The 19,856-nt window shown below is 45.7% G+C and carries 21 protein-coding genes and 2 pseudogenes; 15 read left to right on the top strand and 8 right to left on the bottom strand.

The window, feature by feature from the left end; all coding sequences use genetic code 11:
• Nucleotides 1–168: 168 nt before the first annotated feature.
• The 5 genes and pseudogenes from DTHIO_RS22585 to DTHIO_RS18995 form a co-directional block, all read left to right on the top strand.
• Nucleotides 169–609: pseudogene (locus tag DTHIO_RS22585) on the top strand (transposase); the annotation flags it as partial.
• 312 nt (nucleotides 610–921) lie between these two features.
• A pseudogene (locus DTHIO_RS23100) lies at nucleotides 922–1,098 on the top strand (Rpn family recombination-promoting nuclease/putative transposase); the annotation flags it as partial.
• A 216-nt stretch (nucleotides 1,099–1,314) separates the two neighbouring features.
• Nucleotides 1,315–2,370: an Rpn family recombination-promoting nuclease/putative transposase gene (locus DTHIO_RS19005; protein ID WP_008871857.1), complete on the top strand. Its 1,056-nt coding sequence runs from the start codon at nucleotides 1,315–1,317 to the stop codon at nucleotides 2,368–2,370.
• 328 nt (nucleotides 2,371–2,698) lie between these two features.
• Nucleotides 2,699–4,369: a hypothetical protein gene (locus tag DTHIO_RS19000; protein WP_008871856.1), complete on the top strand. Its 1,671-nt coding sequence runs from the start codon at nucleotides 2,699–2,701 to the stop codon at nucleotides 4,367–4,369.
• 215 nt (nucleotides 4,370–4,584) lie between these two features.
• Nucleotides 4,585–5,034, top strand: coding sequence for an AAA family ATPase (locus tag DTHIO_RS18995; protein ID WP_144311581.1), 450 nt, complete (start codon nucleotides 4,585–4,587; stop codon nucleotides 5,032–5,034).
• Nucleotides 5,035–5,137: 103 nt separating this feature from the next.
• Here the strand turns inward: DTHIO_RS18995 and istB are convergent, their stop codons facing one another.
• The 3 genes from istB to DTHIO_RS18980 are packed head-to-tail and all read right to left on the bottom strand — an operon-like array spanning nucleotide 5,138 to nucleotide 7,757.
• Nucleotides 5,138–5,899 (bottom strand): IS21-like element helper ATPase IstB, encoded by a 762-nt coding sequence (istB, locus tag DTHIO_RS18990; protein ID WP_008871504.1) that lies wholly within the window; start codon nucleotides 5,897–5,899, stop codon nucleotides 5,138–5,140.
• A complete protein-coding gene (gene istA / locus DTHIO_RS18985) occupies nucleotides 5,896–7,371 on the bottom strand; it encodes an IS21 family transposase (RefSeq protein WP_008871855.1) in 1,476 nt (491 codons plus the stop codon). Before istA ends, istB begins: the two co-directional genes overlap by 4 nt.
• On the bottom strand, nucleotides 7,368–7,757 hold the full coding sequence (locus tag DTHIO_RS18980; protein WP_008868686.1) for a helix-turn-helix domain-containing protein: 390 nt from the start codon (nucleotides 7,755–7,757) through the stop codon (nucleotides 7,368–7,370). The genes istA and DTHIO_RS18980 overlap by 4 nt, the downstream gene beginning before the upstream one ends.
• Nucleotides 7,758–8,007: 250 nt before the next feature.
• Between DTHIO_RS18980 and DTHIO_RS22575 the strand changes: the two genes are divergently transcribed.
• The 5 genes from DTHIO_RS22575 (at nucleotide 8,008) to DTHIO_RS21530 (ending at nucleotide 10,522) form a co-directional block, all read left to right on the top strand.
• Nucleotides 8,008–8,376 (top strand): hypothetical protein, encoded by a 369-nt coding sequence (locus DTHIO_RS22575; protein ID WP_244156415.1) that lies wholly within the window; start codon nucleotides 8,008–8,010, stop codon nucleotides 8,374–8,376.
• 35 nt (nucleotides 8,377–8,411) lie between these two features.
• Nucleotides 8,412–8,810 carry a JAB domain-containing protein gene (locus DTHIO_RS20755; RefSeq protein WP_244156414.1) on the top strand — a complete coding sequence of 133 codons (399 nt, stop codon included), beginning with the start codon at nucleotides 8,412–8,414 and terminating at the stop codon, nucleotides 8,808–8,810.
• 14 nt (nucleotides 8,811–8,824) lie between these two features.
• Nucleotides 8,825–9,316 (top strand): siphovirus Gp157 family protein, encoded by a 492-nt coding sequence (locus DTHIO_RS18970; protein ID WP_008871853.1) that lies wholly within the window; start codon nucleotides 8,825–8,827, stop codon nucleotides 9,314–9,316.
• A gap of 15 nt (nucleotides 9,317–9,331) precedes the next feature.
• On the top strand, nucleotides 9,332–10,240 hold the full coding sequence (locus tag DTHIO_RS18965) for an ATP-binding protein (protein WP_008871852.1): 909 nt from the start codon (nucleotides 9,332–9,334) through the stop codon (nucleotides 10,238–10,240).
• A 120-nt stretch (nucleotides 10,241–10,360) separates the two neighbouring features.
• Nucleotides 10,361–10,522 (top strand): hypothetical protein, encoded by a 162-nt coding sequence (locus DTHIO_RS21530; RefSeq protein WP_008871850.1) that lies wholly within the window; start codon nucleotides 10,361–10,363, stop codon nucleotides 10,520–10,522.
• Between the two features lie 131 nt (nucleotides 10,523–10,653).
• Here the strand turns inward: DTHIO_RS21530 and DTHIO_RS18960 are convergent, their stop codons facing one another.
• Entirely contained in the window at nucleotides 10,654–11,709 is a 1,056-nt protein-coding gene (locus tag DTHIO_RS18960) for a ParB-like helix-turn-helix domain-containing protein (RefSeq protein WP_008871849.1), read from the bottom strand.
• A gap of 331 nt (nucleotides 11,710–12,040) precedes the next feature.
• Between DTHIO_RS18960 and DTHIO_RS18955 the strand changes: the two genes are divergently transcribed.
• The gene (locus DTHIO_RS18955; protein WP_083804061.1) at nucleotides 12,041–13,042 is read left to right on the top strand and encodes an Rpn family recombination-promoting nuclease/putative transposase; all 1,002 of its coding nucleotides are present in this window, start codon (nucleotides 12,041–12,043) and stop codon (nucleotides 13,040–13,042) included.
• A gap of 48 nt (nucleotides 13,043–13,090) precedes the next feature.
• On the opposite strand, the gene DTHIO_RS18950 is transcribed toward DTHIO_RS18955, so the two are convergent.
• Both DTHIO_RS18950 and DTHIO_RS18945 read right to left on the bottom strand, forming a co-directional pair.
• Entirely contained in the window at nucleotides 13,091–14,245 is a 1,155-nt protein-coding gene (locus DTHIO_RS18950; RefSeq protein ID WP_008871847.1) for a site-specific integrase, read from the bottom strand.
• Nucleotides 14,246–14,609: 364 nt separating this feature from the next.
• Nucleotides 14,610–15,200, bottom strand: coding sequence for a site-specific integrase (locus tag DTHIO_RS18945; protein WP_008871846.1), 591 nt, complete (start codon nucleotides 15,198–15,200; stop codon nucleotides 14,610–14,612).
• Between the two features lie 230 nt (nucleotides 15,201–15,430).
• Here DTHIO_RS18945 and DTHIO_RS18940 point away from each other — a divergent pair, with 230 nt between their 5' ends.
• From DTHIO_RS18940 to DTHIO_RS21525, 3 genes are all read left to right on the top strand, one after another.
• Nucleotides 15,431–16,456, top strand: a complete 1,026-nt coding sequence (locus DTHIO_RS18940) for an Rpn family recombination-promoting nuclease/putative transposase (protein ID WP_008871845.1) — start codon at nucleotides 15,431–15,433, stop codon at nucleotides 16,454–16,456.
• A gap of 181 nt (nucleotides 16,457–16,637) precedes the next feature.
• Nucleotides 16,638–17,681, top strand: coding sequence for an Rpn family recombination-promoting nuclease/putative transposase (locus DTHIO_RS18935; RefSeq protein WP_008871844.1), 1,044 nt, complete (start codon nucleotides 16,638–16,640; stop codon nucleotides 17,679–17,681).
• Between the two features lie 105 nt (nucleotides 17,682–17,786).
• Nucleotides 17,787–17,957 (top strand): hypothetical protein, encoded by a 171-nt coding sequence (locus DTHIO_RS21525; protein ID WP_008871843.1) that lies wholly within the window; start codon nucleotides 17,787–17,789, stop codon nucleotides 17,955–17,957.
• A gap of 204 nt (nucleotides 17,958–18,161) precedes the next feature.
• On the opposite strand, the gene DTHIO_RS18930 is transcribed toward DTHIO_RS21525, so the two are convergent.
• Together DTHIO_RS18930 and DTHIO_RS18925 are read right to left on the bottom strand one after the other, a co-directional pair.
• Nucleotides 18,162–18,665, bottom strand: a complete 504-nt coding sequence (locus DTHIO_RS18930; protein ID WP_083804057.1) for an integrase core domain-containing protein — start codon at nucleotides 18,663–18,665, stop codon at nucleotides 18,162–18,164.
• A gap of 8 nt (nucleotides 18,666–18,673) precedes the next feature.
• The gene (locus tag DTHIO_RS18925; RefSeq protein ID WP_161598708.1) at nucleotides 18,674–19,120 is read right to left on the bottom strand and encodes a hypothetical protein; all 447 of its coding nucleotides are present in this window, start codon (nucleotides 19,118–19,120) and stop codon (nucleotides 18,674–18,676) included.
• 137 nt (nucleotides 19,121–19,257) lie between these two features.
• On the opposite strand from DTHIO_RS18925, the gene DTHIO_RS18920 reads away from it, so the two are divergent.
• Nucleotides 19,258–19,830, top strand: a complete 573-nt coding sequence (locus DTHIO_RS18920) for a hypothetical protein (protein WP_008871842.1) — start codon at nucleotides 19,258–19,260, stop codon at nucleotides 19,828–19,830.
• Nucleotides 19,831–19,856 lie beyond the last annotated feature (26 nt).

Raw genomic sequence — 19,856 nt, 5'->3', positions numbered from 1 at the left:
CACTTTATCATTAACTATTTGAAATAAAAGTATTATTTTTGAATTACAGACAAAATTTCCTTCTTTTTTTACTTCCGCTTTGAGGGCATGTTGAGACCTCTTTTTTAACTCCCACCAAAATAACCACTTTCAGCCCAATAAACACGGGCATTTTCAATAAGTTGCATTTTTCACTGTCGCATAAAAGCCAATACCCAAAAGACAGTAATAGAACAGTTTACGCTTCCCGAAGACAGTATTGCTTTCTATGACGCTGTAGTCCTGCTGGGAAAGCCTGAAATCAACCAGACACAAAAACCTCTGCGTCTGGTAGGCTATGAAGTTCTCGGCACCAGATACGGGGTGGCCACTGATCGTTTGGACTTAGGACCTGATGACATCGCCTTGATTTACAAGCTGCGCTGGGACATCGAAAAATTTTTCAAGTGGTGGAAACGCCACCTGAATGTGTACCATATATTGTTTCGCTCCAAATACGGTCTGTTGATCCAGATTCTTGCAGGCCTGATCACTTACCTTCTTTTGGCTATATACTGCCAGGAAGAATTCGGAGAGAGGGTAAGTATCAAACGCTTCAGGGAATTGCGCATCCAGATCCAAAACGAGGCCATTTCAGCTGGTGGAGCACCGCCCAGCTTTTCCCAGCACAGTGGTCCTTGAACTGACTTGTAGTGAATGGAGGTCATGCAATTTCTTAACCGGACAACACTGGAGCTGGATACTAAAATCCATGAAATTTATGATCTTTTGGAAAAATTGCCTGATAACGATAAGCTGACTGATTACCTGTTCATTATTGTCAGATACGTTATGGCTTCTGGTGCTATTCCAGAGAAGAGACTGCTTGAGCATACCAAACGTTTTTCAGGGGGTGAGGAAATGATAGGTGTAGCCGCACGAGAAATAAGAGAAGATGTTCTCCAAAAAGAAAAACCTTATTGGGAAAAACACGCTAAGCTTGAATATGCCCGTGAAAATCTCATAGATGTAGCCACAGAAGCATACGGCCCTCTACCTGATATGCTCCACGAGAAGATCAAATCCATTCAATCTTTGGAGAATTTAAGGGCTCTGAACAGAAAGGTAATCAGAACCTAATCCCTTGAAGAGTTTACTGAGCTCGTAAATCGGGCAGCACAGAATTAACCTTTTCTATCCTGCCAGCCCAAAAGCCACTCTGTCCTTTAGCGGATAGGGTGGTTTTTTCCTGATTACCGGCTTTTATGTTTTGTGGTTACATTCCAGGCTCCAACTCTCTGCCGCCTATAGAAATTTCCCCTTGCCCCCACCTCCAGGATAGATTATATTATCTATATGTCGACTAAAAGAAACCAAGCTCCACACGAAGGACTGTTCCTGAAGATATTCCAGAATCTGGATAACGCCAGGCACTTCCTGAAAAAACATATGTCTGAAGAACTCCAGAAACGCTTTGACCTGGATACTCTTCGACTGGAACCTACAACTTATGTGGACGAGAAGCTCAAGAAGCACTACTCGGACCTGGTTTTCAGCGTACGATTGATAGGTTATAAAAACCAGTTCGCTAAGATTTACCTTCTCTTTGAGCACAAGAGTTCTCCTGATCCACTTACAGGCGTTCAGGTACTCAAGTACATGGCTCTTCAGTGGCTTGATCTCCAGGAACAGCACATGCTTGTGGATGGCAAGCTGCCTCCGATTATTCCCATAGTCATCTACCAGGGCCAGGAGGACGACAGAAATATGTGTTCTTCTTTCCATGACCTTGTGGAAATGCCTTCTGAGTCCTTCAAGGTCTATATCCCGGACTTTTCCTTTGCCTTTTTCAACGTCCGTGGTATGGATGAGGCCAAGGTTCGGGAAAAGATCCTGCTCAAGTTTTATGTAGAGATAATAAAATATCAGAACGACCCCAGTGTAAAGGAGATCCCTCCAAGGCTTGTTCGGGGTCTGATTGAGTCCTTGGGTTACAGAACTGCCCTGGAGTATATTGAGATTTTCTTTAGGTATCTTGTCAAAAGCACTGGGTATCTGTCCCAGGAAGACTATAAAAAGGCTCTGGAACTACTTCCAGAAGGAGGTGAGAGTATAATGGAAACTTTAGCTGATCAGTGGATGGAGCAGGGCGCTCAGAAAGAAAGACACCGGGCTGAAGAGTGGATAAAGCAGGAAAAGGATAAATGGGAGAGGCAAGCCGAACTAAAAAACGCTAAAGAGACCCTCATAGATGTGGCTGGGGACTGCCACGGCCCTTTGCCGAAGTCTCTCCAGGATAAAATCAAATCCATAGACTCCATTGATAACCTGCGGACTTTAACCAGGAAGGTTTACAAAACCCAGTCCCTTGAAGAGTTTACTGAGCTTGTAAATCGGGCTACTCAACATTAACTGCCAAGGTGGCTGTCCTTAACCAAAAGGATGGCCACCTATATTTCCGGCTTTTTGAAAAAAGAAAGCTGGTGTAGGCTACATCTGAGAAAATGGTTTCTGTATGAGGGCATATTGAGGGCAGAAAATGGCCCTCACTTTATCATTAACTATTTGAAATAAAAGTATTATTTTTGAATTATAGACAAAATTTCCTTCTTTTTTTACTTCCGCTTTGAGGGCATGTTGAGACCTCTTTTTTAACTCCCACCAAAATAACCACTTTCAGCCCAATAAACACGGGCATTTTCAATAAGTTGCATTTTTCACGCTCACTGAAGCTTTTGCCATGGAAGAGCTTCCTGAAGAGTACAAAATCGATCCTGCAGAAGCTTTTGATGCAGGCGCAGTCACAGTTGAGGACGCAGGCGAAGCTTACGCCAAGGTCGAGACGATTCTGGACGGCGCCCAGAATGCTGATGAGCTGGAGCTGGAAGACCTTTTTGAGTGGAGCATTGCCGACACAGCCGAAAATATTCTTGATGCTAAAGAAGAAGCAACAGTAACCGGTGCTGCTTCAGTGGGCCTGGCTGATGACGAATACGCCTCTGTTGAGCAGGCCGAAGCACTCCTGGAGCTGGACAACTTTGACGGTGTCTACAACCTCTCAGACTCAGCAGAAAACATCCTGGCTGAAGAAGCTCAAGAGGTCGTCGCTGCTGCAGAAGAAGTCTCCGTCACTGACGCCGTAACTGTTGCAGATGCTACTGCCCTAAGTGAGCTGGAGAACTTTGACGGTGTCTACAGCTTGGAAGACACCATCGAGAACCTGCTGACAAACAAGGCTTCGGAAGTACTGATTATCAATGATGCCCAGGAAGCAAATGTGGACGGTGTTGCCACCATCGCCCAGATCCAGGACTATCAGGATCGCGGCTACGACAACCTGAACACCTACAACCTGGAAGACACCGCTGAAAACTATATTGAAGAAGGCGACAGTGAACTGGTTCAAGGCGCTGAGAGCTATGCAGTCAGCGAGCCCATGACTGTTGCCGAATACAACGATATGGTCGATGAAGGCTTTGAAGACTTTGAGTACGAACTGGCGGACACCCTGGACAACCTGGTGGCAGCTGAAGAGGGCGTGGTTGGTGATGCAGGTGAGTACAACTTGACAGATGAAGCTGATGCCTTTGAGGCTTTGCCTGCAGCTGAGGCCATGGATGCAGATATGTTTGCTGTTTTTGATAATGCAACTAATAGGGCAGATTACACATACAGCCTCGAGGACAGCCTGGAGAACCTGGTAGGCTTGGATGAGGGCGTGGTTGGCAATGCAGACAGTTACACACTGACTGACGATGCTGCTGCTTTTGAAGGCCTCACAGTTGAAGACATCCTGTCCCAGGAAGAAGCAGACATGCTCAGTGGTGCAGCCAATACAGATGACTACACCTACTCCCTTGAGGACGAAGCCGATGCATTCTTCTCCAATGGAGCGGTAGAGGAAGATCTGGTTGATCTGCTTGATGATCCGGACTCCATTACGGTGACCACAGCAACTACCCAGGAGCAGCGGGATGCTCTGGATGCTATCAATGATAATGTAGACTATGAAGGTGGCCTGGAAGGTAAGACATTCACCCTTACTGAAGATGACGCCACTTTGACCCAAGATTTCTCCAATGGGGTGGACCCAGACGATGTTTTCCTGACAGGTGCGAATGACACGATTAATGCTGGCACAAATTTGGGTGATGATGTTTATATCGAAGATCCAAGTACAGATGATAATGACCAACTCAATGCCGTTTTAGGCAATGATAATCCAGCTCCCACTCTTATAAATATAGAAACCATCCAGATCAGGTCTATCAACGATAATGCCGAACTGGACATGGTAAATATAGATGGGACTAATCTGGTAATGATCAATCCTGCAAGCTCCAGGGATCTGACTTTCAGTAATTTTGATCACACTTATTCTTTGACAACCCGGAACTTAACCAGACTATAGCCAACGGCATAGAACGCTGGAAGTCTCTGGGTAATTGTCTGATTATCCTCGCCCCACAGGTAACCTTACCTGCAGAACTTGAGAAATGCTTTGCTCTGGTGGACTTTCCCTTTCCCAGTCCTGAAGAGCTTCTAAACATTCAAAAAGACATCGCAGACAGTCTGGGTTTGGAAACGGACTCACATACTGCTCATCTGGCGAAAGGTCTGACAGGGTTGGAGGCTGAGGCCGCCTTTGCACTGTCACTGGTACGTACTCGGGGATTCTCTGCAGATGAGATAAACAAAGTTAAAGCTCAGACCCTGAAGAAATCCGGCTTACTTGAATACTGGCAGCCAGAAGATATTCAGAACGTCGGAGGCCTGGGGCAGCTAAAGGATTACATATCCAACAGAATGACGGCTATTACAAACCATGACACAAACCTTCCCCGGATAAAAGGGATACTGCTGGCAGGCATTCCAGGAACAGGAAAGACGCTGACAAGTAAAGCTGTGGCTTCACTACTGGGATGGCCTTTACTGCGTTTGGATATTGGAGCTCTGAAAGGCTCCCTGGTGGGTGAGTCAGAGAAGAAGATCCGGGAAGCCACGAAGACCATCGAGGCCTTCGGAAACTGCCTGGTTTGGATTGATGAAATAGAAAAGAGCTTTTCCGGGTGTTAGCGCCGGCTTGAAGATGCCATAAAACGCCGGTTTAAAAATGTTGTTTTGGAGCAACCGCCAGCTCCAGACATAAAGGTTGATGCCGGCGGTTGCCTATGCGGAGCTATTGTTCCTGAACCTGGTCTTTCATCCGATAGCTTTTGCCTTCAATGAGGATAGTTTCGGCATGGTGCAGAAGTCTGTCCAACATGGCTGAGGTCAGGGTGCTGTCGTTGTTGAACACCTCGGGCCATTTCTTGAAGGCTCTGTTGGTGGTCAGGATGGTTGATTTTTGTTCGTAGCGCTGGCTTATGACCTGGAAGAGCAGGTCTGCACCTTGCTTGTCTATGGGCAGGTAGCCAAGCTCATCCAGAATGAGCAGTTCAGGACTTACATATTTCTTGAGCTCTATTTTGAGCTTGTGTGCAGCCTGTGCGGCCGAGAGGGTGTTTATGACATCTATGGTGGTGGCAAACAGCACAGAATGCTTTTCCAGGCATGCACTGTAACCCAGGGCTGTGGCTATGTGTGATTTGCCCAGGCCTACTCCTCCGAGGATTATTATGTTGGCCTTGTCCTTCATAAATCCAAGGCGAAAGAGGTTTTGGATGGCCGGGCGGTTGATCTTGGTCGGCCATGTCCAGTCGAAGTTCTCCATGGTTTTTATGCCTGGGAAACGGGCCATCCTGATACGGCGTTGGATGGAGCGATCATGCCTGGCATCTGCTTCTGCCTGGACCAGCCTGGCCAGATAGCCCAGATGATCCCAGTTCTGCCTGGCAGCCTTGTCAGCCGCCGGCCTGTACTGCTCTTTTATACAGGTTAGCTTGAGCAGCTGGAGATTTTCTTCCAGCCTGTGCACCTCACTTTGGTGTTTGTTGGTCATGGGTTTTTCTCCTTGGGTTTGTCGTAAATACTTAGATCAGGGTCTTTGACTTCAATATCCAGCAGATCCTCTCGCCTGGTCAGATGCAGGGCTCCTGGTGCGGGCATGGTCCTGGCTCTTTGCTCCAGGATGTTGGCTACATACTCACAGGAGAAGGCACTGTAGGTGAATGCGTCGTCCATGGCCCTGGACACGGCTTCAGAGCCATAGATTTCGCTTAAGGCTACAATCTTCTGGACATGGTGTTTGATGTTCAAGTGCTTTTTCTCCAACTCAAAAAAGTAATCCTTTGCTCTTGGGGACAAAGCCAGGAACCGGGAAAACAATTGCTGATCCCTGGCTGCCCGGCGCTGGGCAATAAGCTCCTGGACATGATCGGGGTCTTCAATGTCCCTTTTTTTATCAAAGCTGCGGACATGCCTGGCCACAAGATTGTTGCCGTCATAGATGCATAAGCGATCAGGATAAGTCTTCAAGGTCAGGCGTTTGCCTGCGTACCTGGCTGGCACGGAATAGCGGTTGGACTCCAGGGTGATCCGGAACTGCGACGAGGCCCGGACCTGGGTTAAGACTCCGATATCATAGGTGTTAACAGGCAGGGGCAAAAGGTGCTCTCTTTCTTCTTCAAGCATGTCCACCGGCTTCTTGCCGGTCTGGGCATGGATACGCACATTGGCTGTTGCCCTGCACCAGTGGCGGGCGTAATGGTTGATGGCCCGGTAATCCGGCAGTTCAAGGCCGGCCAGCAAGTTCTTTTTGACATAACCTATGGCATTCTCCACCCGGCCTTTTTCATGGGGCTTTCTGACTCCGCAGGCACTGATCTCAAAACCCCAGTGCCTTGCAAAGTCAAGATATTTGGGGTTTAGAACCGGTTTTTGGCCAAAGGGGTGCTTGAGCACTGCACATTTCAGGTTGTCCACCATGATTTTTCTGGGGACCGCCCCGAATGCGTCAAAGGCGTTTTGATGACAGGCCAGGAAGTGCTCCATGCTTTGGGAGACAGTGAACTCAAGATACATCATCCTGCTGTAGCAAAGGACCATGACAAAGAAGCTGAGATTGCGCCTGCTGTCTCCCACCTGGATGGAGCCGTGATTTCCCCAGTCAACCTGGGCGCACTCTCCTGGGGCAAAGGCCAGACTTAAAAAGGCCCTGGACCTTTTGGGCCTGACTTTGCTTATGTATTCCTTGAGAATGGAGGAGCCTCCTGTATAGCCCTGCTCCTTGATGCTGCGCAAAACCTGGACGGCTGTGTAGGGGTGCTCCTCCAGCATCCTGACGATGGTATCCTTGAAGGGATCAAGCTTGCTTGGTCTTGTTACTGACTTTCTTTGATGAAACTGCTTTGCTTCGAGCCATTTGCCCACTGTACGCGGATCCAGCTGCAGTTCTTTTGCTATCTGGGCCGGGGTAAGTCCTTTTTGTTCATGGTAGTGCTTTATTCTGGCATAAAGCTCATAATCAATCATGTGTTACCCCCGGCAAGTTTTTTGAGAACGTCTGAGAAGTGCACAGGCCCGGCCTGTGCTGTCCTGGCCTGATTTACGGGTGGGACCTGGATGGATAGAACCTGATAAAGCGGTTTCTTCCAGGCAATGAGGTCAGCCTGGATCAGATTGAAGCGCGCCTGCTGCAAAGTGACTTCATCCATGCCCAGGCGCTGCATGACAATGGGGTCGGAGTAGTAGCTAAGCCCCTGCTGATCGCCCACGGTCACCAGGAACAGGTACAAGGCTGCTGCAGCATGGCTTAACCTCTCAATATGACCGTCACGAACCAGCCTGTGGTCCACCCAGCTGAACTGTCTGGGAACCTTGCGCAGTCTCTGGGGATGAATCGGATACTTTTGGTACATGAAATCCTCCTTTGGGGTTGTTGATGACGTCACAGCCCAGGGTGTACATCTGCCGGGCGGCCCTGACGATGTCATCTTGTAACGCACTCCCGCATAAGGAGGAGATTAGTCCTATAATAACAGATGGTTGCGTGATCCAGTGATCTTGTAACGTTTCCTCAACACGTTGATTTTCAACGCTTTTTTGGAGGCAGTGATCTTGTAACGTTTTCCTGGGAGCAGTGGTCTTGCGCCTGGCATATCCGGGATTTTGCTTTCTCCAGTTCCGGACCCTGTCCACATGGGCCGGCCCCCGGAAATAATCCCTGTTTTCAGGCTTATCCAGCCAGGCCTTTTGACTGGCTTTCTTACTGGCTGCCCGACAAGGCACTTTGGAGCAGTATTTTTGCTTGCCCCTGTTTCGGTAGTCGGGACAAAAGGCTTCGCCACAGTGCAGGCAGACAACTTGTTGGCTTTGTTTGCGACCCAAGAACTTACCCTCCTTTGCCTCAGACAGGCAAAGAAGGCAGTAACGGCAAGACAGAAGAAGAGGAAGAAAAAGAAGGACAGAAAAGAAGATAAAATAAAAAATATTTTTTTCTTTTCTCTTTTAGAAGAAGATACAAGAATAAGATATTAACAATTTCAAACCGGCATAATTAAGACATATTCAGGTTGGCGCTCACAGAATCCAAGCCTGATTACTTCATATCCAACACAGAGACAGCGGTAATTCCTTTACTGCCCTACAGGAAGAAAAAGACTGAGCATTTTATCGCTCTACTGGTTGATAACAAGAACCGGCTGATCTGCAAGAAGGTTTTGACTAATGGAACCGTAGACCAGGCTCCAGTGTTCCCCAGAGAAATAGTACGCCTGGCTATAATCAAGCATGCCTCAGGAATTATCCTGGGGCACAATCATCCAGGTGGAGACCCACACCCCTCATCGCAAGACCGTGACTTAACCAGAAGGATAGAGCGAGTCTGCCGTGACTTGGGAATACGTGTACTGGATCATGTGATTGTCTCAGACAGAGGACATTTCAGTTTTCTAGAATCCGGATACTTATAAAGGAGGTTAAACCCATGCCATCATTCGATGCTATACAAGATGAGATAAGCAATTTCTTATCAGTTTCTGAAGAGCTAACAGAGGATCAGCACGTACCGGCCCTGAATTACCTGGAGGAACTGGCTCTTCAAGAACAATCCAAAGTAGATGCGATAGGCTATGCCGTACGTAAAAGAAAGGCTGAGATAGACTTTCTAAAACAGGAGGAAGAAAGAATACGCCATAGGCGTAAATCTATGGAGAACAGGCTTGAAGAATTCAAAGACTATCTCCTGGCAGTACTCAAAAAGCACAACCTGCAGAAAGTTAAGGGCCTTTCCAGCACGATATACACCAGAAATGTAAGCTCTGTGAAGCTCAACAACCTTGATGGTATTCCTGAGAAGTTCAAGAAAATTGTCACCGAGGTTAAAGTCGATAAGCGAGGCATAGCTGAAGAATTGAAGCAAGGCTGGCATATTCCAGGAGTAGAACTCGAACAAAGGTTATCATTAACGATCAGATAAAGGAGGTACAAAGACATGTTCAAGAAAGCTGAACGAAGCCAGTCTAAACTAAGGCTGGCACTGATAGGCCCCAGCGGATCAGGGAAGACTTTCAGCGCTCTGCTTATAGCTCAAGGCCTTGGAGGCTCTATAGCGATGCTTGACTCTGAACGAGGCTCAGGTTCCCTATATTCCGATATGGCGGAATACGATATATCAGAGCTGACTCCGCCATACAGCCCGGAAAGGTACATAGAAGCCATAAAAGAAGCTGAAAAAGCCGGATACGAAATACTGATTATTGATTCTCTATCTCACGCCTGGAGTGGTCAAGGTGGGATACTGGAATTTGTCGATAAAGCAAGCCAGGCCCAGAGGAATAATTTCGCTGCATGGAGAGAGGCAAGTCCGAAACACAACGCCCTGGTGGATACAATTCTGGGAGCAAACCTACATATTATTGTCACGATGCGCTCAAAAACCGCCTGGGAGGTAAATAAGGATGAAAAAACTGGAAAAACTAAACCTGTAAAAGTTGGTTTGGCTCCAGTACAGCGCGATGGTTTGGAATATGAGTTCACTTGTGTACTGGAGCTAAGCGTAGACGGCCACATAGCGACTGCATCGAAAGACCGTACACGCCTGTTCGATGGCAGATACTTTACCCCAAGTACAGAGACTGGAGAAGAGTTATCTCAGTGGCTCCAAGGCACAGCCCAGCCCCAGGAAAATCTGCTAAACCAGGTTATGCAACAGTTATTCAAACTCGGCCTGGCAAACAGGTACGCTGAATACGAGACCTACATCCATGAGAAATACGGTAGCTCACTGGAAAACCTATCGAGCAAACATCTTCGAGAGCAGCTTGAGAACCTCCAGAGGTGTGAGGCTGACGGTAAGCTTAAGAAGAAATTCCAAGCCTATCTGACCAAGAAGGCTGCCTAGGGAGGTACAAGGTTATGTCTAACGGAAGCGTAATTTGCAAAGTTATCTCAGTGATAGCAAACATAATATCTGAATGCTTGAGGGAAGATCAAAATAATAAAGACAAGGAGGATTAGAGGTATGCAGGATACCAATGGAGTTTCAAGACTGGGGGAGAGATTGAGGCAAGAGATTCGGCTTTGTTCCGAGAACTACCACGAGAGAAAGCTTAGGCTCTACAAAAGAGCCACAGCTGTTCTCGGCGCAGCCGTGATCGGACTCATAATAATCGCGGTAATATAGCCTTTTCACAGAGGGAAACCCCAATTCCCTCTGTGAAAAATGGCCTATTTTTGCACCCAAAATTTCTGTAAGTTATTAAAATTATTAATTCTAAAAAAGTTTCTACACGTGTAGAAACTTTTTTAGATCGTTCACGATGAACTTTTTTCTGATATCAGGGCTTCAACTTTCTTGAGGTTGTTGTTATAGTTTTTTTTCTCTTCTCTAAATTTCTCAATTTTAGTTTCCAGTGAATTTATTCTGTGTTCTATCTTTGTTTTGATGCTCTCCAGCTCATCCAGGCGTTTGAGCTTCAGTTTGTTTTTATTGGGTAGCTTTTTAAGGCTGAACCCTTCCTTCTCGGTTTTTTGCTTCTTAACCTTTTCCTCCAACGCCCTTACACTCAGGTCGTTGTTTACCACTTCCTCTGCCAGCTTGGCCTTTTGTTGTGTGTTTTTCACTTTGGTGAGGGCTCTTCTGTGGCTTACACTCAGCTGGTTGTAATGTGTCCCCTCCAGTTCCTTTTTATCCAGGGCTATCTTTACGGCATTGTAAAACCAGGCTTGCGAGTAGTTATTATGCTCCAGGCTCTGAATTAAGGCTCTAAGCGACTTCTGCTTTACCGGCTTATTCTTCCGGGCTCTATCAATATTGTTGTTGTAGAACTTTTCAATCAGGTACTGGCCTACATCTTCAACGGCTTTGCTGAAATGTGAGTTCATTATATTGTACACTTCTTCGTAAGCCTCTTTAACCAGCTGCTGGTCCTCTTCCTGCTCCTGTATCCCGAATGTGTCGCTTAGTGCAGTGGTCAGAATATCTAAGTCGAACTCTTTTGTCTCCAGCTTTATAGCATGTTTGGATTTGGTCTGAGGCCGATTATCCCGGTGCCACTGTGCAAGCAGGTTCGGCTCTTCTTCTTGAACTATATCAGCGTTCAGCTTTAACGCATTCTGCAGGGTTTCTGCATATTCCTTCTTGGCTGTAAGGTTCTTTTCTTCATCTGTGCCATAATATATCAGGGCATCGTGTTCCCCTGTGTCTTTCTGCTCAATCCAGACAATAAATCTGTTTGCTTTGGCACGCTCATCCATCCCTTCAGGTATAGCTTCTGTTACCATACAGTTCAGTCTTTGGTCTAATTCTTTTGCCTCTGGGTTCTCGCTGATAATCAGTAAGGGGTTGAGCTGGGATACTTCTGTAGACATAAAGGGTTACCTCCGGTTTTGTTTTGAGTGAGCTTGTAGAAGAAACTCTCACTCTGTGTCAACCATGATGTGTTATGCGTGGTGGGTAGGTTTGCCTCTATGTCTTGGTGCATACCAACTGTAGTATGTTTAACTCAACAAACTTGACGTAATTTTTTATTTGTGAAGGTGGGTGTGAGAGTGTTGTTATTTAACATACTGTTTTCATTATAGTTTTTTAAAGTGATTTTACGAATATCAACTTTAACACAAAAGTTGGCATTTGGTCCTGTTTCCCTGGCACCTAAAATTTCCCCTTGCCTACCTGAAGACTATGCCTTATTCTCCCTTCATGAGTGATACAAGCAAATACCACGATCACACTTTCAGGGCGATACTGGGGCGAGAGCCCGTGGCAAGGGATTTCGTAAGGTATCATCTGCCGGAAGAGATTACCAGGGACATGAACCTGGATACTGTTAAGGTGTCCTCCAGGTCATATGTCAGCGACAATCTCAAGGAGAGCATGACCGATATCGTGATCACCCTGGAATTGATTACTGGAGAGCCCGCTGAAATATACATATTGGTAGAACACAAGAGTGATCTGGATGCCTGGACCAAGATCCAGCTATTCAAATACATGAATGAAGTCTGGCAGAGCTTTATCCAGAAGAAAACCGGAACCCTGCCGATCATAGTTCCCCTGGTCTTTTATCACGGAACAGCCAGGTGGAATTATAGCTTGGAGTTTTCTGACCTCTTTAATCTACCGTCGGAGCATTACAGGAAGTATATTCCAAAGTTTGAACATCTCCTGCATGAAGTCCCGGTGATCAATAAGAAAAAGGTCAAATCCTCCATTACCCTTGAGGTTTTTCACCTGGTCCTTGAATACATATTTTATCCGGAAAAAAGAGATCAGATATATGAAGCTTTAGAGCTGTTGTTTAAAGGTTTGGATGCCAAAGAGGCTCATGAAATCTTTGCAATCCTGATCAAGTATTTGCTTATAGCCACGGACGAAACGCCCGAAGAGGCAGAAGAGAAGGTCAAACATCTTCCCAAAGGAGGAGAAACCGTGAGAACCACAGCAGAAGTATTGGAAGAACGAGGTTACAATAAGGCCATTAAGGAAAAACCTGTGTGGGAGAAACAAGCTGAACTAAAAAATGCCCATGAAACCCTCATAGATATCGCCACAGAAGCCTACGGCCCTCTACCCGGTATGGTCCACGAGAAAATTAAATCCATTCAATCTCTGGAGAACTTAAGGGCTCTTAACAGAAAGGTGCTCAGAACCCAGTCCCTTGAAGAATTCACCGAGCTTGTAAATCGGGCAGCACAGAACTAACCTTATCCATAAGGCCACCCTGAGCCCATACACCCAGGGTGGCTATCCTTAAGCTACTTTCTTCAGAGGCACGGTATTCACCGCTTCCGCCAGTGTCTCATCCGAGAGGTGACTATATCTCATTGTTGTCCTCATCTGGGTATGCCCCAACAGTTTACCTACCTCATACAAGTTCCGACCGGCGTTAACCAGGAAACTGGCAAAGCTATGTCTCAGGGTATGGATTTTCACATCCTCCAGCCCGGATTTTATTCTGGCTGTGTTCCACGAATTATATATAGAGTTGAAAGGCTTTCCCGTCACAGGACTTGGGAAAATATATTCAGAGCCCTCCACCTTGGGTACACTCCTAAGAACTTCCAGCGCACTTTCTGACAAAGGCACAGTCCTGGGCTTGCCTGATTTTGTATAGGGAATCCTCCACCTTTTCCTTTCCAAGTCTAAGTCTTCCCATTTGGCATTAAGCACTTCGCTTTTCCTGGCACCAGTGAGTATGAGCATGGAGATTATGGGCTCAAGCAAAGGGTTCTCGCTTTCTTTAACTGCCTTACAGAGCCTTTGTACCTCTTCCTCGGTTAAGTACCTTTCCCTCTGATTGTTCTCTTCTGCCAGAGGGACTCCCTTGGTGGGGTTAACAGTAACTCCTGGGGTCTCCCACTGGATCGCCAGGTTAAACATATAGCGCAGCAAAATAACCAGCCTGTTTGCCGAGGCAGGAGCTGCTCCGTTTTTAAGCCTTTCCTGGTGCATGGCCATAATATCGTCTCTGGTAATCTGATCTAAGTGCAGTTTCCCAAACTTTGGTACTAAATGAGTACGCAGGAAGCTCAGATCGGATTTCCAGGATCGCTTATAACCTTGTACGTATGGCAGGTAGCTATTCCAGGCAAAGTCTTCAAACGTTGGTACTACTTTTAAGGTTTTCTTTTCATCCTGAGGATCTTTGCCCATTGCCACGTCCGCTAATACTTTTGCGGCAATATCTCTGGCCTGCTCAACGCTTAAAAAAGAGTTTCTACCTAATTTTATTTGCTTGTAACCACCTCGTGGTGTTTTATACTTTAAGAAATAAGTTTTGATCCCTGTGGGTCTTACTTCAAGCATTAGTCCTTTTAACTTCTCATCGTAAACTCTTAATTTCTCTTTACCATCGAGGCACTCCAGCTTGTTAACATAATTTTGTTTTAAAAGCTTAACTGACATACATTGCTCCATACATATAAAAAATATTGTTTTGATTATTAAAACAATTAAACCATCATGAATATCGTATGTCAAGTTCACATGAAAATATTCAATCTAATACGAAAACCTTTGTATACAACGTATTTGTACTGTTTAGATGTAAATAAAGTGTAATATGATAAGAAAAAATTATTAAAAAATATTGGCATGCAACACTTTGCTTTCAAAGTATAAAAATTCTTTTCTGTTAATATAGAATGACAGCAAGTGTTAATATATTGAAATTTTGTGTAGTAGAGTGTAAGAGAAAGATGGCAGGTAGGAAGATTGTCCATTGTTTGTTGGAGTGAATCTACGAATAAATTATATTTGGCATAAAATTTTATATTTCGTGCATTAAAATATTGTTCACCTCCTTGTCCTCTATTCCCAGATACCGCATAGTGACCGCAGGGCTGCTGTGATTGAACCTCTTACACAGAAGCTCGTAGCCCACTCCGTAATGCACTCTCTGGATGTAGCCGAAAGTCTTGCGCAGAGTATGGGTGCCGTAGTTGCCACGCAGATTAATAGTTTTGCACCATAATTTGATCAGTCTGTTGGCGTAGCTGACGGTAAGGGGGGTATTTCCTTTCTGGCTTTTGAAAAGGAAGTCCTCCGGTTCGGCCAAGGTCTGGGACAGATACGTCTGCAAGGCTTTGTGCGTGGCTTTGTTGATGACCAGGACATTGGGTTTGCCGGTTTTCTGCTCCTTAACCCGGATGGTGTCTCCTGGTTTTACACCCTGCACGTCCCTGACTTTAAGTTGCAGAAGATCGCCGATCCTAAGCCCGTTGTTTATGCCCATGGTGAACAGAAGGTAGTCTCTGGGATTTCCCGATAAAAGTTTCTTGATGGACTTGATGTCTTCCTGGGATCTAATCGGTTCCACTGTGATGCTGGACCCCTTTTTGGGGTGATTTGTGTTTGCCATTTTTAAATACTACCATAGCTTGCTGTTTATGTCAAGTATAATGATATAAATTGCATCTTAGTTGGCTAATTTTTTTGTGCGTAGAGTGCATAAAAGTCTTTCATTCGGCTTTAAGCCATGATTGGCGTGGGTTAAGGCTGTTTTGAAAAATGCCAACTTTGTATCAAAAGTTGGCATTTTTGTCGCTCCGACCTCTTGCATACGACCCAAGACAGGTGTAAGGTTTTCCCATGTCATTCGAAATACCCAATCCACATAATGCGTGCTTCAAAGATTTTTTCAAGGACCCGGAGTTTGTAAAGGCGTTCATCAAGTATCATATCCCTGAAGAAATCTGCTCTCTACTCGATCTGGATACCCTGCAGGTTGACTTGAGCGGGTTTGTATCCGAGGAGCACAGGGAGTATTATGCCGATGTAATGGTTACAGTGCAGCTCAAGGGACATACTGAAAATGTAAACATCTATATCCTGCTTGAGCACAAAAGCACTCCAGAGTTTCTGACCAGGCTTCAGATTCTGAACTACGAAGTTCAGAAGTGGATGGATCTAAAAAGAAAAGGTCAGCTTCAAGGGTACTTGCCTGTGATCATCCCGGTGGTTATATACCATGGAAAGGGCAGGTGGAATTTCAGCCGTAAGTTCTCAGACCTGTTCGACTTGCCATCCGAAGTGCTCAGGCCATTTGTACCGGAATTCAAGCACATGATCCATGACATCTCCTCCATGGAGGACGATGAGTTTAAGACGACCGCCATTTTGGAGATCTTTCACTTGCTCTTCAAATACATTCACTACCCTGAGCTTGAAACCAAGCTTCAGGAGATATATGATCTGTTGGAGACTATCCCGGACCAGGATAAGGTTAAGCAATATTTACAGGCAATTGTCCAGTATGTAGCCGTACAAGGCCCTATCAGCCTTGAAAGGCTTGGTGAGTACACGAGGCGATTGCCGGGAGGTGACGAAGCCATGCAGACAGCAGCACAGCAGATAAGGCAAGAGGCGTATAACGAGTTCATTCAGGAACAGGAAAAAATGCTTGTGGAAAGGGAGAAACACGCAAAGCTTGAAGCTACCCAAGAAAATCTCATAGATGCCGCCACCGAGCAATATGGCCCATTACCTGGTACGCTCCACGAGAAAATCAAATCCATTCAATCTCTGGAGAACTTAAGGGCTCTGAACAGAAAGGTGCTCAGAACCCAGTCCCTTGAAGAATTTACCGAACTCGTAAATAGAGCAGCACAGAATTAACCTTTTCTTTCCTGCCAGCCCCAAAGCCACTCTGTCCTTTAGCGGATAGGGTGGCTTTTGCTACTGCATAATTCCCCTGATTGCCGGCTTTATGTTTTTTGGTTATATTCAGGGGGCCAATTCTCTGTCGCCTACAGAAATTCCCCTTGCCCCCACCTCCAGGATAGATTATATTATCTATATGTCGACTAAAAGAAACCAAGCTCCACACGAAGGACTGTTCCTGAAGATCTTCCAGAATCTGGATAATGCCAGGCACTTCCTGAAAAAACATATGTCTGAAGAACTCCAGAAGCGCTTTGACCTGGATACTCTTCGACTGGAGCCTACAACTTATGTAGATGAGAAGCTCAAGAAGCACTATTCAGACCTGGTTTTCAGCGTACGATTGGTTGGTTATAAAAACCAGTTCGCCAAGATTTACCTGCTCTTTGAGCACAAGAGTTCTCCTGACCCTCTGACTGGGGTGCAGGTACTCAAATACATGGCTCTACAATGGCTGGATCTCCAGGAACAGCACATGCTTGTGGATGGTAAGCTGCCTCCGATTATTCCCATAGTCATCTACCAGGGCCAGGAGGACGACAGAAATATGTGCTCATCTTTTCATTACTTGGTGGAAATGCCTTCTGAGTCCTTCAAGGTCTATATCCCGGACTTTTCCTTTGCCTTTTTCAATGTTCGTGGTATGGATGAGGCCAAGGTTCAGGAAAAGATCCTGCTCAAGTTTTATGTAGAGATAATAAAATATCAGAACGACCCCAGTGTAAAGGAAATTCCTCCAAGGCTGGTACGGGGTCTGATTGAGTCCTTGGGTCACAGAACCGCCTTGGAGTACATAGATATTTTCTTTAGATATCTTGTAAAAAGCACTGGGTATCTGACCCAGGAAGATTATAAAAAGGCTCTGGAACTACTTCCAGAAGGAGGTGAGACTATAATGGAAACTTTAGCTGATCAGTGGAAACAGCAGGGTAGGGAAGAGGCAAGGGAAGCAATATTACTTGAGAAACCTATATGGGAAGAGCGGGCAGAGATTAAGGCTACTCAAGAAATCCTTATAGATGTGGCTGGAGACTGTCACGGCCCTTTACCGAATTCTCTCCAGAATAAAATCAAATCTATAAACTCTATTGATAACCTGCGGACCTTAACTAGAAAGGTCTATAAAACCCAGTCCCTTGATGAGTTTACAGAACTCGTAAACCGAGCAGCACAAAATTAACCTTTCTATCCTGCCAGCCCCCAAGCCACTCTGTCCTTTAGCGGATAGGGTGGCTTTTTTTGTTTCTACATAAACTCTCTGGCTTTCTTCAAAAGGAGAAAGACTATGCCTGACGTATTGATTCAAAAGTATTTTTATCCAGCAGTAGCGGAGTGGCTGGGTGAGAGCAAAGAAACTGTGGAGGAGATGGCAGAGCAGTATACCGATGATCAGATTTTGAGCATCCTTGCCAAGAATGTAATCATTCAGGGGGGTAGTGTCGAAAAATTCCGATAAAGTAAACAAATAGCATAAAACGAAAAGATAATAACAACCAATGCCATCATAAAAACATACGTAGCACTCACGAAGGCTATAAAGGCTGACAACAAATCTCGATATTAAGTGAAACACCGTTAGAAAGGCCGCCAACCAGATCATTGGACGCACGAATCCAATAAGCACACAAATGCTTCAAAATATGAGGGAAGCAATCAGATTTTAAGCAGCCCAGCGGTAGCTGTGGTGGAAGCCGCCTACCCAGGGCACTGCTTCAATCTTCTTGCAGCTATTATCCTGAGATTGATAATCAGCGTTTATGGGAGCCTGGACTGCTGGAGGATAGTCTTGATTATACATGTGCGGTCGAACATTGTTGTAAAAATACATGTACTTATCAAGAAGCCTGTTCATGTGGGTCTCATTTAAGGGCACAATCATGTCCAGAAGATCAATCCGTAAGGTCAGAATGAACCGTTCCACAACGCCGTTTTGCCATGGGCATTTGTAATCGATCCGCTTCACCTGGATTCCCATGTGGGGCAGGGTATAGTGCACCAGAGGCAAAAAGAGCTGATCACGGTCCATGAGCATGATATCCGGAGCCGAGTCATACGGAAATGCTTCTCGTATTTGTTGGGCTATCCACTGGGATGATGGATTGTACGTTGCTGCGGCCCAGATGAGTCGTCTGCTGCCGTGATGAATGATATTTAAGATGTACATCTCGTTTCCTAATATATCGAGCACTTTCTTGAAATCAATAGCACACCATATCCGGGGTTATATCCTTTAATGCCCAGAATGGCGTCCACAATATACTGAGAGGTGGCAGGTCTGCCCCTTTTGGCCTTTTTCGTATCCTTGCGGTGTTTATTCATCCTGGCTATTGACTTTAACCCTTTGATATAGGTGCTGGGCCTGGTCAGTGCTTGAGCCCAGTTGTCCAGGGTTTTGGAGGCGAACTGGTTCCAGTTCACAGCATCAGGCAAAAATCTTCTGAGTAAACCCAGGAACACCTTGCTCAAAAAGGACATCTTGGGTTGAAGCCTAGATGTGGTCCCCTTATTCGTTTTGCCCGGATGTATTCGGTTGCGCATACCAATGATTTCGAGGCGCAAGGCCAGGTTCCTCAGCTTCTCATAGCGAAACTGCCAGAAAGCCAAGAAGTAGCCGCTCATAAACGCCAGAAACAACAATATTGCCAAAATGCCCATCACCATTCTCCCTGATAAGATTCAAAAGTGTGGGCTTTATATGAAAAAATGGCTGTTGTCCAGCTTTAGGGCAGATTATTGTCCATACCGGGATTTAAACCATGTACCAGCACCACATTATAATACCTACCACCCTGGAAAAAGAGTTTGCCGAACAACTAAATGCCAAAAGGATCACCAAGTACAGACAGTGTCTAACTTGGCATGAGGCACATACAGAGGAAGCATACCTTCTTTGTCTGGAGCAGCTAGGATACTTGATTCTGACTGATAAAGAGCAATCCCTTGAGGAAGCCATTGTCAGCGAGATAAGCTGTCTGGAACCAGAAGGTTTCGTAGCCAGCATTGACCCTGATCCGGACAATATCACCTGGGGTGTACTCCCATCTTATCCCAAGCAGATAAGAAAAAGAATCAACAAGGGGGTTTCCACCCTTCGCAAATGCCCTGACCTGGTTGTGGCAGAGGATGAAATAGAAAAGCTTAACCTTGAGCCAATCACCATTATGGGCAGAACATATCCACCGGTGGAAGGCCTGACTGGACTAATTCATGAGCTACAGGCCTGCTATGAACACTATTTTCAGAACACCGGGGCTTTGAAAATGCTCTGGCACAGTTTTACCGGCAAAACTCCCTGGACCGATGCTAATTATGGCATGGTAAAGGAGTGAGCAGTATAAGTATTTAATGAACCTGT

It is taken from the genome of Desulfonatronospira thiodismutans ASO3-1, assembly GCF_000174435.1.
Lineage (GTDB): Bacteria > Desulfobacterota > Desulfovibrionia > Desulfovibrionales > Desulfonatronovibrionaceae > Desulfonatronospira > Desulfonatronospira thiodismutans.
Note: the sequence above shows the minus strand (reverse complement) of the source record. Positions and strands in the feature narration are given on the sequence as shown.